At 62.3% G+C, this 16,115-nt stretch carries 13 protein-coding genes; 3 read left to right on the top strand and 10 right to left on the bottom strand.

Annotated elements, in window-relative coordinates; all coding sequences use genetic code 11:
- Nucleotides 1-21: 21 nt before the first annotated feature.
- From J9315_RS06730 to J9315_RS06720, 3 genes are all read right to left on the bottom strand, one after another.
- On the bottom strand, nt 22-732 hold the full coding sequence (locus tag J9315_RS06730; RefSeq protein WP_211979096.1) for a hypothetical protein: 711 nt from the start codon (nt 730-732) through the stop codon (nt 22-24).
- Between the two features lie 52 nt (nt 733-784).
- Complete coding sequence (locus J9315_RS06725) at nt 785-1,588, bottom strand: hypothetical protein (protein ID WP_211979095.1); 804 nt, start codon at nt 1,586-1,588, stop codon at nt 785-787.
- Between the two features lie 331 nt (nt 1,589-1,919).
- Nucleotides 1,920-2,978, bottom strand: coding sequence for an ankyrin repeat domain-containing protein (locus tag J9315_RS06720; protein WP_211979094.1), 1,059 nt, complete (start codon nt 2,976-2,978; stop codon nt 1,920-1,922).
- A 362-nt stretch (nt 2,979-3,340) separates the two neighbouring features.
- On the opposite strand from J9315_RS06720, the gene J9315_RS06715 reads away from it, so the two are divergent.
- A complete protein-coding gene (locus J9315_RS06715) occupies nt 3,341-4,402 on the top strand; it encodes a 2,3-butanediol dehydrogenase (protein WP_211979093.1) in 1,062 nt (353 codons plus the stop codon).
- Between the two features lie 127 nt (nt 4,403-4,529).
- Here J9315_RS06715 and J9315_RS06710 read toward each other — a convergent pair whose 3' ends face one another.
- A complete protein-coding gene (locus J9315_RS06710) occupies nt 4,530-6,545 on the bottom strand; it encodes an AarF/UbiB family protein (protein WP_211979092.1) in 2,016 nt (671 codons plus the stop codon).
- A 56-nt stretch (nt 6,546-6,601) separates the two neighbouring features.
- On the bottom strand, nt 6,602-7,561 hold the full coding sequence (locus tag J9315_RS06705; RefSeq protein ID WP_211979091.1) for a LysR family transcriptional regulator: 960 nt from the start codon (nt 7,559-7,561) through the stop codon (nt 6,602-6,604).
- Between the two features lie 149 nt (nt 7,562-7,710).
- Here J9315_RS06705 and J9315_RS06700 point away from each other — a divergent pair, with 149 nt between their 5' ends.
- Together J9315_RS06700 and J9315_RS06695 are read left to right on the top strand one after the other, a co-directional pair.
- A complete protein-coding gene (locus tag J9315_RS06700) occupies nt 7,711-8,418 on the top strand; it encodes an amino acid racemase (RefSeq protein WP_211979090.1) in 708 nt (235 codons plus the stop codon).
- Between the two features lie 246 nt (nt 8,419-8,664).
- Nucleotides 8,665-10,218: a sodium:solute symporter gene (locus J9315_RS06695; RefSeq protein ID WP_211979089.1), complete on the top strand. Its 1,554-nt coding sequence runs from the start codon at nt 8,665-8,667 to the stop codon at nt 10,216-10,218.
- Nucleotides 10,219-10,273: 55 nt separating this feature from the next.
- Here J9315_RS06695 and J9315_RS06690 read toward each other — a convergent pair whose 3' ends face one another.
- From J9315_RS06690 to J9315_RS06670, 5 genes are all read right to left on the bottom strand, one after another.
- A complete protein-coding gene (locus J9315_RS06690; RefSeq protein ID WP_211979088.1) occupies nt 10,274-10,954 on the bottom strand; it encodes a hypothetical protein in 681 nt (226 codons plus the stop codon).
- Nucleotides 10,955-11,021: 67 nt separating this feature from the next.
- Nucleotides 11,022-12,332: an ISL3 family transposase gene (locus J9315_RS06685; RefSeq protein WP_036316278.1), complete on the bottom strand. Its 1,311-nt coding sequence runs from the start codon at nt 12,330-12,332 to the stop codon at nt 11,022-11,024.
- Nucleotides 12,333-12,524: 192 nt separating this feature from the next.
- The gene (locus J9315_RS17605; RefSeq protein ID WP_211979087.1) at nt 12,525-12,761 is read right to left on the bottom strand and encodes a DUF2188 domain-containing protein; all 237 of its coding nucleotides are present in this window, start codon (nt 12,759-12,761) and stop codon (nt 12,525-12,527) included.
- A 249-nt stretch (nt 12,762-13,010) separates the two neighbouring features.
- Entirely contained in the window at nt 13,011-15,227 is a 2,217-nt protein-coding gene (pabB, locus tag J9315_RS06675; RefSeq protein WP_211979086.1) for an aminodeoxychorismate synthase component I, read from the bottom strand.
- 1 nt (nt 15,228) lies between these two features.
- Nucleotides 15,229-16,110, bottom strand: coding sequence for an SDR family oxidoreductase (locus tag J9315_RS06670; protein ID WP_211979085.1), 882 nt, complete (start codon nt 16,108-16,110; stop codon nt 15,229-15,231).
- Nucleotides 16,111-16,115 lie beyond the last annotated feature (5 nt).

Here is a 16,115-nt window from a genome sequence, read left to right as displayed (position 1 = left end):
CAGGAACAATGCGCGTGCGCCCTATGGATGAGCCGTGTCACTCGTCGCCGAAGGCGGACGCTCCATCTGTGCCCTGAGTTCTGCTCGGCGTTCGACCCGTGCGAGTCGCTTCTTTTGCCACTCCTCGATCGCTGCGATCACAGTCGTTCGGAAGGTGTCCATGCCCTCGTCGATGTCGACGAATCGCACTTCTCGGTCGTTGACCCGCACCCCGTAAACTCTGGTTTGCGTTTCGTCTCGCAGCACGGTCACATTACCGCTGTCTGACGAGAACGGTGTTGCCTCTCGCAGATCATTGAGTTCCAGCTGATTTGAGAAGTGCGTCAACAGGTGCGCTACGTTGTTGTTCTTATTCATGAGCCCCGCGTGGGCGTCGGCGAACCGGGCAATGATCGCGTTTCTAGCTGCCGAACACGCAGTGCCGAGGTTGCCCGCGGGAGTCGACTCGGCGAACGTCGCAAGGCGCTCGATCTCCCCTTCTGCAAGTTCGAGAAAGACAGATTCCAACTCAACTGCTGTTTCCCACACCAGATATCTGAGTTCGTTCAGACGCTCCTGCCCGGCAGCCTCAGCGTGGGCACTCGACCAAGCGCCACCGCATACGTGATCATCTTCGAAGTCCATCTGTCGCAAGGCAGGAATCTGGGCGGCCAACAAGCGCTCTTCGGACTTCAGCCGTTTAATGTAGGTTCTCAACCTATCAGCTCTATCAAACAACGACTCCTCAGCCATAGGTTCACCCCTCCTGGTTCTTACACAAATTCCGACAGATTGGCATAACTATTCAACTATCCGGCGTGCAGTCATTAGTTTTGTCTCCATCAGGGTTATCGTCAGGGTTGACGATGTAAGGCCGAATCGACTCTTGATACAAATATTCTTGGTGTTCGTCGATTGAAAAGATCTCCCGCTCCATAGCGCGCGCACTTTGAGACAAAGATATTTCTTCGACGAGTTTCTTCGATTCCTTGGCAATTCTCGTGATGAACTCCGTGTTGACCACTTTCTCATCAGCAGCCTTGATCTCTCGGTCGCCCACACGAATGCCGTTGTTCGGTTTGTCAGGTCCCTCAGAAAGTAGAACTGCACCTATGCCGGATTGAGGCTGGAGACCCCCTTTAGCCTGGACTGGAAAGTTGAGATCATCCGAGAATTCCAGAAGCCGCTGCACTGTTGAGTTCTTGATTTCCACTTGTGCTTCATACTGCCTGGCGATCGAATCAAGAAGCGAAGTTACGGCAAACGCGCACTGGTCAGCTAAACCACCAAGCGGAGAATCTTCGTGGATTTCGCACAACCTCTCCAACTCACTGTTCGCGTATTTGAAATAGATGTCTCGGAAGTTCGACACCAGTGAATCGCGAAACGTATTCATCGAAGTGCGGATCAAATCGCCCTCTGAGGGGTTCACGCTTAAGCTTGCCGGGTTACACGACTCCACATTGTCTTCGGTTCCCCAGGTATGAACGCTGCAGCAACCACTTTCTGGTTGCTCTCGTTCCATCGCGGCGAGTCGATCGTCCACCTCGCTGAGCGCGTGACTGAGTCTCGAAAGCTCGAGAAAATACTCATTGCCATCCGCGCCCATATCGGCTCCCTCATCACGCTGACATCCGGGTACTCGGGTGTGTCGTTTTGAGGCTAACGTTCGCCCATGACACAGGATCTTCTTAGGGGCGAACCTGACGTGCTTCATTTAGGTAGGTAGCGAGGATCTCGTCGGCGTTATTGCAGGTCAGCAGGCCGAAAGATAAAAGTTGGGGACTAATCGAGTCCCCAGGATGAGTGCACGAGGCTGCGATTGAAAAATAGTCCCATCATGTCCGGGGTATCCGCGGTCCAGATCGTGGCAAGACACCACGGCAAGCTCACCGTCAGCAATCAACTAGGACTACTGCATTTCCAAACTCACCACGTCATCACCGCGTGTAGTCAGGCATGTCCAGCCCAGTCCGCTCCGGGTTCTGGAGCACCCACGACACTGCTGCTTCAGTGAGCACATCGACGGCCGCCGGATCGTATCGACCGCCGCCGACCCCTTTGATCGCCCGGTCCACATCCCGCAGAGCCTGTCCTGTCAGCGGCTCACCGGTGCGCACATATCGCGCGTACGCCTGTGCCATCGCGTCGAAATCGCCATCCCAGTTCGCTCCGCCGTTGTTGAGCAACTCGTAGCCGACGCAACCCGCGATGCGAATGACTTCGCCCTGCACGCTCTCCGCTGGACCGTTTCCCGGCACAAGCATGTCCCAGAGCTCCGAGAACTGCTTCTTCCACCCGGTCGCAGTCACAGTGATCGGCTCGCCTCCAGCGAGCGAGCGCGGGCGCGAGGGCAGCTCAATGTCGAACATCTCCAGCAGTGCGATCATCGCCTCAACGGTCTCAGGTCGCGCGTTGCCGGCCGCTTCGAAGCGGCGAAGGTCCTTCATCGCTTTCGACAGGTAGGGGCGCGCGTCCTCGCTCAGTTCTCCTCCGTGCTCGACGAGGAGCTCGACGACCGGCAGACCCTGTTCGACCTTGAGGGGGTCGCAGCGAATGGCCGCATGGTCGAGGGCGGTCCACCCCATGGTGTCCTCCTCGTGAAGCGACGAAATCGCGCCGGCCTCAAGGAGAAGTCTCACGACGTCAAGGCGGTGGTTTTCGGCCGCCGCGGCCAGCGGTGTGTGCGTGCTTCCAGAGCGGATCGGATCGGCACCCCGTTCCAACAGTTCACGGACGACCTCGGCGTCCCCGGCTCGGGCACGTGTAACCAGCGGCGAGTTCCCGAAGCGGCTTGCCGCCGCGATATCGGCTCCCTGATCCAGCAACCAGCGCACGCCGTCAACGTCCACGGTGCTGAAGGCGAGCGCCGTCTGCTTGTCATACCCACCACGGGCATCGACTGATCGCCGCTCGAAGATCTCCTGCAGTTCACTGAGTGTGTACGATTCTCCGAAATTGCGGAAGTCCTTCGGCAAGGTCACAAGCTTCTTCGCCATGGCTCTCCTTCATCCACCGTGAAGTGCGACTGCTCTCAACTGTCCCAGGCTATCCGGTGCCTCAGTGCCGGAACCAGGACTGATGCGGCAATGCCGCCGCCCGCCACATTTGGAATGAAAGTATCTCGCGGCGGTCCGTGGGCGCAGGAGATCGCCTCACCGCGGACAGGCACCCATCACGGCAATCGCCTCGGCGAACGGGATGGCAACAGACCCTCACGGTTCGGAGGTTCGCGGAGTTCAGGGGGTCGATCCTCCACCCAAGGTCAGCTGGCCCGTTCCCGGCAGTGTCGCAGAATCCGCCGCTAGACTACAGGCATAATCCCGTTATCGAATCGCTAGACGACCAGAAGGGACTGACCGTGAAAGCTGCACGCTATTACGACCGCAAAGACATTCGGATCGAGGACATTCCGGAGCCCGAGCTCCTCCCCGGGACCGTCGCTATCGACGTCGCCTGGTGCGGGATCTGCGGAACGGACCTGCACGAATACCTCGAAGGACCGATCTTCATCCCGCCCGCAGGGCACCCGCACCCCATTTCGCACGAATCGGCGCCGGTGACGATGGGACACGAATTCTCTGGCACGATCACCGCCCTCGGCGAAGGCGTGACCGATCTCAAGGTCGGCGAGAACGTCGTCGTCGAACCGTACATCATCGCCGAGGATGTCGATACCAGCCCGGGACAGAGCTACCAGCTGTCGGAGAACATGAACTTCATCGGCCTCGGCGGCCGCGGCGGCGGTCTGGCGGAGAAGATCGTCGTCGAACGCCGGTGGGTGCACCCGATCGGGGATATCCCGCTCGACGAGGCAGCTCTCATCGAACCGCTCGCGGTGGCCCATCACGCAGTCTCACGCTCGGGTGCCACGGCCGGTCAGGTCGCAATCGTCGGCGGCGCCGGACCCATCGGACTCCTCACTGCCGCCGTACTCAAAGCCACCGGGCTCACCGTCTACATCTCCGAACTCTCCGAGGCTCGCAAGTCGATGGCGGAATCCACCGGCGTGGCTGACGCGGTCCTCGATCCGCGGGAGGGCAACGTCGCCGACAAGGTCCGCGAACTCACCGAGGGCCGCGGCGCGGACGTCGGCTTCGAATGCTCCTCAGTGCCCGTCGTGCTTGATACGATCCTCGACGCCGTCCGGCCTGGTGCTGTCGTCGTCAACGTCTCCATCTGGGGACACAAGCCAGAGGTCGACATGCCCAAGCTCGTACTCAAGGAGATCGATCTGCGGGGAACGATCGGCTACGCAGGAGATCACCCGGCGACCATCGAGCTCGTGCAGAGCGGCAAGATCAAGGTCGCCGATTTCATCACCGGTCGCATCGGCCTCGACGAGCTCATCACCGGCGGCTTCGACGAGTTGATCAACAACAACGAAGAGAACGTGAAAATCATCGTCAACCCGCGCGCATAGGCTCCACTCCCGCGGAACTGACACGGCCCGGGACCTGGGCTCTCCTCCAGGTGCCGGGCCGTTGTTGTGCGCCGGTTGCGTCAATGTCGCAGTCAGCGCAGTCGGTGTCAGACGCCGGGCGACACCCCTACCCCAGACTGTCCCACGCCATCCGCTGCCGCAGCGCCGGCGCCAGCACCAATGCCGCCAAGACACTGCCGGCCAACAGCACCCACGCCCCGAAGTACGTGAAGAGCTTGAGCTCTGGCGCCAACTGGGGCCCGAAGTTCGCGGCCATGAGGATCACTCCGCCGAGGATGAGCGCCGTCGAGACGATCACCTGAATGAACTGCTCGACCGTCGACTTGAGGAGGTTCTTGATCATCGAGATGTTCAGCCCGCTCGTGCCGACATCCAGGGTGCCATCCTGCAAGTGCCCGGCGATGCGGGCGACCTGCGCGGGCAACTCCGCCATCTGCGGCACCGTCGCCGCGAAGTAGAGCGTCATCTCACTGCGATCGACTCCGAGTCCCCCAACTTCGCGGAGCAGATCCTTGCCGTTCCTCTTCACCAGCGCCAGCAGGTTCATCTGCGGATCGAGCTTCATCAGCGACCCCTCGAGCGTGCTGATCGCCCGGAACGCCGTCGCCACCGACGTCGGCATCGGGAACCCGTAATCGACGACGAAGTCGATGAGCTCACCGAAAAGCGCCGCCGACGTCGACCCTGGGCGACCGTCGCCGTACTTGAGCATGATCTGCCCGATCTCCCGTTGCAGCTCGCGCAGGTCGACATCACTCGGTGTGCCGAGCAGCTCAAGGATCGCCGCCGTCGCCGCATGCGAATTCTGCGAATCGAACGCCATGAGCAGCAACGCAATCGCCCGCCGGTCCCGCTTGTCGATGAGCCCAACGGCACCGAAGTCGACAAGCCCCGCCCGCCCGGCGGAGGAGACGACGATGTTGCCCGGGTGAAGGTCGGCGTGGAAGATCCCTTTGCCGAGCACCTGCCGGACGACCATGAGGAAGAGGTCCTGGGCGATCTCGGCCCGCGCGATCTGCGACAGCTCGGAGACCACCTCGGAGGCGTGGGACAGGGGCACACCCTCGACGAGGTCCATGACGATGACGTACTCCCCCGACAGCTCGGGGTAGACATTGGGGATGTGGACGACCGAGGGCCGTGACGAGTTCTGCCGCCCCGCCTCGTCGGCCTCCCGCAGCGCTTCGATGTGGGCGAGCTCGCCCCGGTAGTCGAGCTCCCCCATGAGCGAATCGACGAAGCTGTTGGCGAGCTTGACGACCCCGACCTTCTTCGCCCAGTCCGTCGACCGCTCGAGTCGCACGGCCAGGGTGAGGACGATATCGGCGTCGGCCTTGACCTGCTTGCGGATCTTCGGCCGCTGCACCTTGACGGCGACGACCTGACCCTCCCACGTCACGGCACGGTGAACCTGGGCAACCGACGCGGCCGCGAAGGGGACCTCGTCGAACTCGGCGAACACCTCGGCGACGGGACGGCCCCATAGGGCCTCCAACTGCCCTTTCACCTCGGCGAAGGGAACCGGGGGCACACCGGCCTGGAGTTTGGAGAACTCTTCGACGAACTCGTGCGGGATCATGTCACCGCGAGTCGCGATGAACTGTCCGAGCTTGACGAACGTCACCCCGGCCGCGGCCAGCGCGTCACGGGTCGTCGCCGCGATCTCGCGCAGGGACACCCGCAGCGTCGGGATGCGGGGTTTGAGGTACCGGCCGAGGCCGAAGCGGATGAGGATCTTCTGGACCTGGGCGAGCCGGTTGACGCGGCGATACCAGGTGGGCACCTTCGGCACGGAGCGCAGCACCGATGACATCGTGCCGGTCGGCATGACGAGTTCGATGGCGAGGAGGATGAACATCTGGATGACGATGAACCACGCGAAGAGGAGGAGGAAGACCATGATCGCGGGGAAGCTCATGTCGAGGCCGGGGTAGGCGTTGTCCTCGGAGATGCCGAGGAGCCGGTACGCCTGCAGGGTGATCGGCCAGATCGAGAGGCCCATGATGAGGGAGACGACGATGTTGCGGGCGGCGCCGGTGCCGACCGGCATCATCCGCCTGACGAGGAATCCGACGATGACAGCGTTGATGAGACCCAATCCGATGGAGTAGAGGATCGTCATCCGCACTCCCCTTTCGTCGCCCTAATCCTCGTTGCCGTCGTCACCAGCCTAATTGATCACCTCTGATGAACCTGTGGATCGTCATTGAGAGTTCGCAGTGCATCGAGGAGGTCGGTGATCTCGCCGGCGGTGGCCAGCTCGGTGGGGACAAGGGCGCTGATGCGGCGGGTGCCGACCTCGGGGATCGAGATCGCCGCGATGCCCTCGACCGCGGTCGTCCGCCGGGCGCTCTGCGGGAGCAGGGCCACGCCGAGGCTGTTCGACACGAGCGCTTGGATTGCTCCGGGATTGTCGGTGATGTGCCGGGTGCGGGGTTCGAAACCGGCACGACGGCACAGGCGTTCCGCGGTCGAACGGCAGCGTTCGCACCCCATGATCCACGGCAGCTCGGCGACGTCGGTGAGCGCGTGGATCTGTCCGGCCCGGTTCCAGCGTTCCGGAACGAGGAGGTCGAGTCGATCCTCGCCGAGGTCGACGACCGTGGCGTTGTCGAGCTGAGGTGGGTCTTCGTCCTCGTGGTGGAAGACGAAGGCGACGTCGATCGCGCCGTTCTCGAGCAGGGTGAGCGCTTCGGGCGGTTCGGCTTCGACGACTTCGTAGGAGTGGCGGGTGGCGCTGTCCGGTCGGGTGTCGTCGCCAGTCTCGAGAGTTCCGAGGGCCGCGGCGAGGGGTCCGATGACGAAGCTCGGGAAGCCGGCAAGGCGGACGTTGCGTCCGCCGAGTCCGAAGGCCGTGGCGAGGTCGCGGCGCAGTCCGGTCACCGAGGCGGCGACCTCGGTCGCGCGGATGAGGGCGAGCTGGCCGGCCGTGGTGAGCACGATGCCGCGCGGGGTCCGGTCGAAGAGCGAGACGCCGAGGTCCTTCTCGAGGGCGCTCATGTGCTGGGAGAGCGCCGGCTGCGACCACCCGATCTCCCGTGCGGCGGCACCGAGGCTGCCGGCCTGGGCGACAGCGCCGAAGAGGAGGAGTCGTTTGGGGTCGCCGGTGGTGAGCGCGTGGTCGAACTGCTGAGACATAAGTTCAGCTTATGCCAAGTCAGCGTGAACTGGGTCTACTCGTGATCTTCGTGGTGCGGGAGACTGGAAGACATAAGGAATGCGGATCATGCGGCCGGACGTTTTCGGCGCGGATCGCGTGCGGGAACAGGTATCGAAGGAGATTGACGGTGCGGAGAATCGGACTGCTCGGCGGAATGAGCTGGCACTCGAGCATCGAGTACTACACGAAGATCAATGCGGCGGTCGCCGAGCGCCTCGGAGGTCACCATTCGGCGCAGATCCTCCTCGACTCGTGCGATTTCTCCGGGATCCGTGACCTCCAGATCGCCGAGGACTGGGAGGGCGCTTCAGCTGCTTTGGCTGCGACCGGTCAGCGCCTCGTCGACGGCGGCGCCGAGGCGGTGGCTATCGCGACGAACCTCATGCACAAGACGGCACCGACGGTCGAGGCCTCCGTCGACGTCCCGCTCATCCACATCGTCGATTCGATCGCGGCGATGGCGAAGGATCGCGGGTATTCGACGCTGGCGGTGCTCGGCACGAAGTGGACGATGCTCGACGGTTTCTACACCGAGCGCCTCGAGGCGCAGGGCATTGCCACCCTCATCCCCGATGAGGAGACGTGCCTCGAGGTCGATCAGATCATCTGGGACGAACTCACTCAGGGCCGATTCACCGAGGCCTCGCGTGCCCGCTACATCGAGATCATGCAGTCGCTGGCCGATCGCGGTGCCGATGCCGTCGCGCTCTCCTGCACGGAGATCGGTCTCCTCGTCCCGCCGGACGTCGCTCCCCTGCCGGCGATCGATTCCGTCGATGCCCATGTCGCGGCGATCGTCGAGTGGATGATGGCGGACGAACTTGTCTCCGCGTGAGATCGGCGCTGGTCCGCTGAGGGCTGCGGTCGTTTCGGTTTCTTCGGTCGCCTGAGGACTGCGGTTCTGTGAGGACTTTGGTCCTCTGAGGATTTAGTCTTCTGACGACCGATGCCCCAAAAGCAACCAAGCTTGTATCCAAAGATTCATTCCGGTAGGTTTCCCGCGTAGGACATCCCACGTTTTATGTTCACTTCGGGACCCGAGGATTGAGGCGTCCCGATCGACCTTCATCGGAGGAGGAGCATGGACGCTCCAGGTCTTGGCGGGCTCAATTGGGCCGTGATCATCATCTATCTCTTGGCGACGCTGGCCATCGGCGTGTGGTTCACTCGCAAGGCCGGTGAGAGCACGGATGCGTTCTTCAGAGCCGATGGGCGTATCCCCGCGTGGGCGGCCGGATTCAGCATCTATGCCACGACGCTGTCGGCGATCACGTTCATGTCAACTCCTGAGCAGTCGTTCCTCAATGACTGGTCCTATGCGGCCGGCAATATCGCGATCTTCCTCCTCGTGCCGGTGCTCGTCGCGTTCTACATTCCGTTCTTCCGCAAGCTCGACGTCACAACGGCGTACGAGTATCTTGAGGCGCGTTTCGGGCCGAGCATCCGAGTCCTGGGGTCGGTGCTCTTCGTGCTCTTCCACATCGGTCGGGTGGCGATCGTCGTCTATCTGCCGACTTTGGCGATCAGTTCGGTCACCGATATCAGCCCGGCGCTCATTGCCGCGGCCGTCGGTGTGCTCTCGGTGATCTACACGTTCCTCGGCGGGATGGAGGGCGTCATCTGGTCGGACGTCGCTCAGGCCATCATTCTTCTCGTTGGGGCAGGGGTCATCCTCGTCTTCGGCATCGCTGCCATCGACGGCGGCATGGCGACGGTTGCCTCAGATGCGGCAAATGACGGCAAGTTCATCACGGCTGACAATTGGACGATCGGCGGGGCTGCCGCGGCGATTCCGATCATCTTCCTTGGGTCGGTCTTCAACAATCTGCATCAGTACACGGCGAGTCAGGATGTCGTGCAGCGGTATCAGACCACGGATTCTCCGAAGGCGGCGGCGCGGTCGCTCATGGTCAACGGGTTCCTTGCGCTGCTGACGATTCCGCTCTTCTACGGGATCGGGACGGTTCTCTACAGCTACTACCGACATGCCGGATCGCTTCCCGAGGATTTCAACACCTCGGCGCTCGTCCCGTACTTCGCGGTCAACGTGCTGCCGGCGGGAATCTCGGGACTGCTCATCGCGGCGATCTTCGCGGCCGCACAGTCGACGATCTCGTCGAGCCTCAACTCGATCTCAGCGTGCGTCACCGTCGATCTGCGCGACAGGTTCTTCCCGCCGCGCGATGGTGTTGCCCGCTCAGGTGTGGGGTTCTCTCGGATGGTCATCGTCGTGGTCGGTGCAGCCTCGGTCGCCGTGGCGCTCTATCTGGTAGCCACCGATCAGGCCGAGACGTGGGATCTGTTCCTCAGCATCACCGGGCTCTTCGGCGTTCCACTGGCCGGGGTCTTCGCTCTCGGGATCTTCACCAAGCGCGCCAACACGTTCGGAGTGCTCAGCGGTTTGCTGCTCGGAGCCGGTCTGGCCTGGTACGTCCAGAACATCGTCGGTCTCAATCCGTTCGCGATCTCGATCGTCGCGTTCGTGGCATCGGTGGTTCTGGGCTATGTGATCTCACTGCTGACAGGTTCGCTAGCAGGTCGCACGGATCGCGACGTGCTGCCGCTGACGATCTACGGGAAAAATCGCCGCATTCGCCCCGAAAGCCAAGAGTTCGTTAAGGGCAAGCAAATCTAATACTGCGCTTCGAACACTAGTAGGCTCGAGAAGATATCAGTTGCCAAATGACTGCTTACTTAGAATCGGCCTGACACGGCATAAGCAAGCTGTTATTCAGAAAGTTTTCAATATTGACAGCCAGGCCTCCCGTAAGCGAATTTCTGATGATCTTCTGAAAAAGTCCCCCGGAATACACTTTGAAAGTCCGCCTGCCCTCCACTTCTAAAACCTGAATAGATTTCCCAAGTTTCGGTGAATTACCATTCAAGACTTCAGCCACCAAAGTTCTCAGACTGTCGCGGGCCGTACTCCCAAAGGCCGCGATGGAAATCATTGCGACTGACATCAGGCCCATAACAGTAGAGAACACAATAGCCGCAATATTCGATGGAGCCGATCCGAAATTTCCACTGACTCCAGTAATGAATACACCGAAACTGGCTGCCACTACCACAATACCGAGTGTGCTGTGAAAAGTGAAGGCTAGCCTGTCCGAGGGTACCAACTCATTAGCTAAGCGCCGGTTCAAATCGGACCTAACTGCATGTGCAAACACCGCCTTGACCTGCCTTGACTTATTAGGATCAAGAACGCCGGCCTCCAATTCCAGCGCCTCCGCTAACTCCGCTTCCGATTTCCATGAAGTCAAGAGCTCGGCCCGTCTATTAAATCGGAATCTCCCTATAATCGCCCCAAGAGCAGTCGCCATGATCGAAGATCCGAAGATTGCCACTATGGCAGCTACCCAATCCATGCTCCTCCTTTATGATTACAATAGCTTTACCTTATCGGCTTTGTACGGAATCTCGACCTTTAGAGGCTCATCGCAGTTGAGGGTGTAGTCGGGGTCTGAATCCGCCGGCCTCGAGTAGAGATCGGGCGATGTAGTGGGTGAGGTTGCGGAAGCCGAGGGCGGAGCCGCGGAGGTGTTCGAGTCGGCCGTTGATGGCCTCTGTCGGCCCGTTCGAGGTCCCGGGCCGGTCGAAGAAGGCGAGCACGTCTGCGGCGCGCTGCTTCAGCGTCCGGCCGAGTGTGCGGATCTCGACCAGCGCGTCTGGGACGCCGCTGGCGACCGACTCGATGACCGCTCGCATCCTCTGCTTGCCCGTGGTCTTGTTGGGCTCGCGGTAGGCGGCGACCATCCGCTGGTAGATGCCCCAGGTCGCTTCGACCTGGACGTGCTCGTCTGCCGCGAATACCGTGTCCAGCCGGGCGCGCTGGGTGTCGGTGAGCAGGTCCGCGCCGGTCTGCAGGGTCCGCCGCGCCCGGTAGAGCGGGTCCCCGGCCCGGCCCCGGTGCCCGAGGGTGTGCTGCTGGACGCGCTGCCGGCACCGGTCCAGTCCCTCACCTGCCAGACGGATGACGTGGAACGGATCCATGACCGGTACTGCGGTGGGTAGCTCTTCGGCGGCAGCGGTCTTGAACCCGGTGAACCCGTCCATCGCGACGACCTCCACCCCGTCCCGCCACGCCCGAGGACGATCGGCCAGCCACTGCTTGAACACGGCCTTCGACCGGCCCGCGACCATGTCCAGCAGCCGCGCGGGCCCGGACTTGTTCCGGGCCGGGGTGAGGTCGATGATCACGGTCACGTACTTGTCGCCGTGGCGCGTGTGACGCCACACGTGCTCATCGACCCCGATGGTGGTGACCCCGGCGAACCGGGCCGGATCGTCGATCAGCACCCGCTTGCCCTCGGCGATGACCGCCTCGTTGGCGGTATGCCAGGACACTCCCAGCCCGGCAGCGACGCGGCTGACGGTGAGGTGGTCCACGACCACACCGGTCAGCGCCCAGCCCACCCCGCCACGGGTGATCTTCGCCCGCGGCGCCGCGGCCTTCGACGTGTCCTGCCGCCACGTCCGACGGCAGGTAACACACCGGTACCGGCGGACCCGGACCATCAAGGTCGTGGGCCGGTGCCCGAACGGCTCGTGCGCCAACCGGCGGATCACCGTGTCTCGGGGCACGCCCTCGGCCCCGCACTCCCTGCACCACGGGTCCGGCTCCAGGACCCGGCACTGGATCACCGCACGATCAGGCTCAACCCGCTGTCCGACGGCCTCGAGGCCGAGCTCGTCGAGACGGCAGAACGTGGTCAGGTCAGGGCGAACGAAGGTAGCGTGATCCATGTCGAGGTCCTCAGGATGGGCAGTGTCAGAACTTCCATCCTCGGAGGGCCTCGACCCCTATCCAGCGACCGACGCGCCCAACCCGACTACACTCTCAGCTGCGAAGAGCCCCTTTAGAGACCTAGCGAATAAATGATCCGTGGGTCGGGGCGAACACCTTCCCCTGCCCCACCCCGACACACGGTAGCACCATTAGCCCTTTACATTACGAGGATCATTTCCCGGAGGAATTGTATTCTTATCCCTAATACGGCCATCGAGACCATGGATTTGAACCTCACCGCCTCCATTGTTTGCGGAGTATCCTCGTGCCGCGATGTACGCATCGGACTGAGTGTCGTGGACTGAAGATGCCCGCGAGTTCCCGAGGCCGATCGCCGCCCACTGATCGCCGCGTTTAACAACCGCATAGTTTCCGTTAGTGCTCATGTTTTCACCTCCTTCCCACCAACATGGTCAACCTGACGAGCACGACGGTCGTCGCCCGTCAGCCGGAAGCCTACAGCATCTCTCGTACATTTGTTCTATACGACACGCCGTGGCGGCAGAGCGTGCGATGGCCGACTTTGTCAGACGAAAGATAGCAGAATCGTTAGTATCTCGCGTCTATGAAGTCGTGCCCATATTTGCTAGATGGCTCTCAGGTCGGGCTTCAGGAAAGGTGCGTTTTGGCGCGGGCTACCCGCGAGCACGCATTCGGACAACAGGGGCTACTTTGACGATGGCTTCCAGGTATTCTTCGCGAGGCTCGGAAAGAGAAACAATCGCACCGCCGACACCATAACTGAACTTGTGTGACGCGTTTACTCCAGTGCGGATGAGGACGCTGAGGTCTACTGCCCCGTCGAGGGAGAAGAAACCGATTGCTCCGCTGTAGACGCCCCTGGGACCCCGTTCGAGATCGTCGATGATCGACATTGTGCGATGCTTCGGGGCTCCCGTCATGGAGCCTGGAGGGAATGCTGCTCGAACGCAGTCCACAGCAGTCGCTCCACGGCCCACCTGCGAGCGCACCGTTGACACCAGCTGATGAACCGTCGCATAGGTTTCGACGTCGAAGAGCTTGGGCACCTCGACCGATCCCAGCTCGGCGGTGATGCCGAGATCGTGTCGGACCAGATCGACGATCATGAGATTCTCGGAGCGGTCCTTGACCGACGATCGCAGATCATCCTTAAGAGCCTCGTCCTCCTCAGGGCTGCTCCCCCGCGGTCGAGTCCCCTTGATCGGCTTCGACTCCGCCTCGCCACCTGCCGAAATCCGCAGGAAGCGCTCCGGCGACGTGCTCAGTACGCTCACCTCGGGCGATCGCAGAAACGCACCGTACGGCGTCGGATTGTCCCGCCTCAGTTCGACGTACGTCTCCAGCGAGTCACGTGTCCACGGCGTCTCGAGCATATTCGTCAGACAGACCTCGTAGGTCTCCCCGTCATTGATAAGTCGCTGCGCCTCGGCGATGAGCGCGAGATACTCCGCCTTCGAATGCCGGGCGCTAAGTCCAGGCATGCCGGCGAAGTCCTCCTCGGCGCCGCTTCGATGCTCGTGTCCTTCTGTAGCAGCGGCCTGCTTCTCGACGTCGGCGTGTTCGTCCGCTGATCTCGCAGCAGTTACTGATTCATCATCGAGTGACGAGGGGCCGATGGCCTCGGCTACTTCATCGAACCACGTTTCGCATTCGCTGCCATCCACGCCGTCTCCGCTGAGCGCCAGCAGATAGACCGTGCTCGTCTCGTTGTCGATGACGAGGGCACGATCGAGGAACATCATGAGAGCGTCCGGAGTGTCGGCCTCATGCTGGAGCGGCGAACCGACCTCAGCCTTGAGCTCGTAGCCCAGATACCCGACCCACCCGAGTCGGAACGCGAACGGCAGACCACTGTCGTCCTCGGCGTAGGTGAGGTCGACCGCGCCGAGGTCGTCCTTGAGCCAAGCGAAGAATCCCGATTCGATGGTTTCAGTGCCGCGTCCCGACCGCACCTCGAGCGTCCCCGTGCGGACATCTGCTCTCACCGACCGGCTCAACGGTCCTGTCGGGGCGCCCATGATCGAGAACTTCGAATCGGGATGACCGGGCATGTTGCCGTCGAGCCAGACTGCCTCGGGCTCGGCGGCGAACAAAGTGCTGAAAATGGTAGACGCCGATGCAGTCAAAGGCAGCTTACGCACGTGCACCTTGAAGGTGAGTCGCCGTGGATGAGTCACATCGGCAGCGACGCTATTGACCGGTTCATTACGAGTGAGCGGGTCTCCCGGGGCCACGTCGACAGAACGAAGTAAAGCAGCGCCGGCCCCTCGCGACGAGACCTGCTCCGCCCACCATCGCTCAGTCAATTTCCGGAAGTTCCGCAAAAGGTCAGCCGCGTGCTCGGTGACGATCGACTCAGGATGGAACTGCACACCCCACTGCGGTCGCGTCGTGTGCGCCAGCCCCATGAGCACACCGTCAACCGACCATGCCGTGGGCACAAGGCTCGACGGCAACTCGGTCACCGCGAGCGAGTGATACCGCGCCGCCTCAAACGGCGACGGCAATCCAGCAAACAAATCCGTACCCGGATGCTGAATCGCCGACACGCGCCCATGCCGCGGCTCCGGCGCGTGCTCCACCGTTCCGCCGTGAACATACGCAATTCCCTGATGCCCGAGGCACACGCCGAGCACCGGAATCTCCGCATGTGCAATGACATCGGCACAGATCCCGAAGTCAGCCGGCTCGACCGGCGTCCCCGGCCCCGGTGAGATGACGACATTGTCGAATTCCTCAAGCACGGCCAGCGAGTACTCGGCCCATTCGTTGGGCACGACGACCGGCTCGCAGCCGTTCACCTCGGCGAGGAGATGGAAGAGGTTGTACGTGAACGAGTCCGCGTTGTCGATGAGGAGGGTGCGGATCATCTCACCCGAGAACCAGGCGACGGGTCGAGTCGGAGAGACCGCTGGCCGCCTCGGCGAGGAGAGACTGCTCTGTATCGGCACCGGCACGGACATACCGGCCGGTGAACGCATCGAGCGAGCCCGAGGCCAGGGCCAACGCGAGGTCGGTGACCTGCTGCGGCGTCGTCCAGTCACCGGCGGTGCGGTGATCGTGGACGGGCATCGACTTCGTCATCGACGTCTCGACAACACCGGGCGCCATCTCGAAGATCCGCAGACCCTTCTCATGCCCGAAGTGGACGACCGAATCGGCGATCCGGAACAGCGACGCCTTCGACGCCGAGTACACCGAATATGCCGGCGTCCCCGTCGCCCCGGACCCCGAGTTGAGGTCGATGATCGCACTCGTCCGACCGGTCGCCTCGGCGGCGGCGATGAGCACGGGGGCGAACGCGTTGACCATGAGCGCGACTCCGAGGACGTTCGCCCCGACGACGCCGGCCAGGCTCTGCGGATCGGCATCCCAGAGCGGACCTTCCGTCGATTCGATCCGCCCGGCATTGTTGATGAGCACCTGCAGACGCTGCCCGGTCTCCTTCTCCAGGCTCGTCACCTGGGACTTGAGCTCGGCGACCGAGTCGACGTCGTCGACCGTGAGCCCGAACCCAGTGACCTCTCCCCCGGTGGCGAGCGCCACTTCAGCCGCGGCCTCCCGGGCCTTCGTCGCCGAGGTGGCCGTGAGGACGACGCGGTAGCCGGCCTTCGCGAACGCTTCGGAGAGGTGACGCCCGATGCCGCGGGCACCCCCGGTGATGAGCGCGATCGTCTCACTCGGCACCGCGGTGGCCGCGCCGCCGGCCTGCTGGCCGGGCAGCTTCGTCCTGTACGGAAGGTTCTCACTCATGGGTC

Source organism: Brevibacterium sp. W7.2 (assembly GCF_018137945.1).
Classification (GTDB): Bacteria; Actinomycetota; Actinomycetes; order Actinomycetales; family Brevibacteriaceae; genus Brevibacterium; species Brevibacterium sanguinis.
The sequence above is the reverse complement of the archived record's forward strand: the minus strand, read 5'-3'. Positions and strand labels throughout refer to the sequence as shown.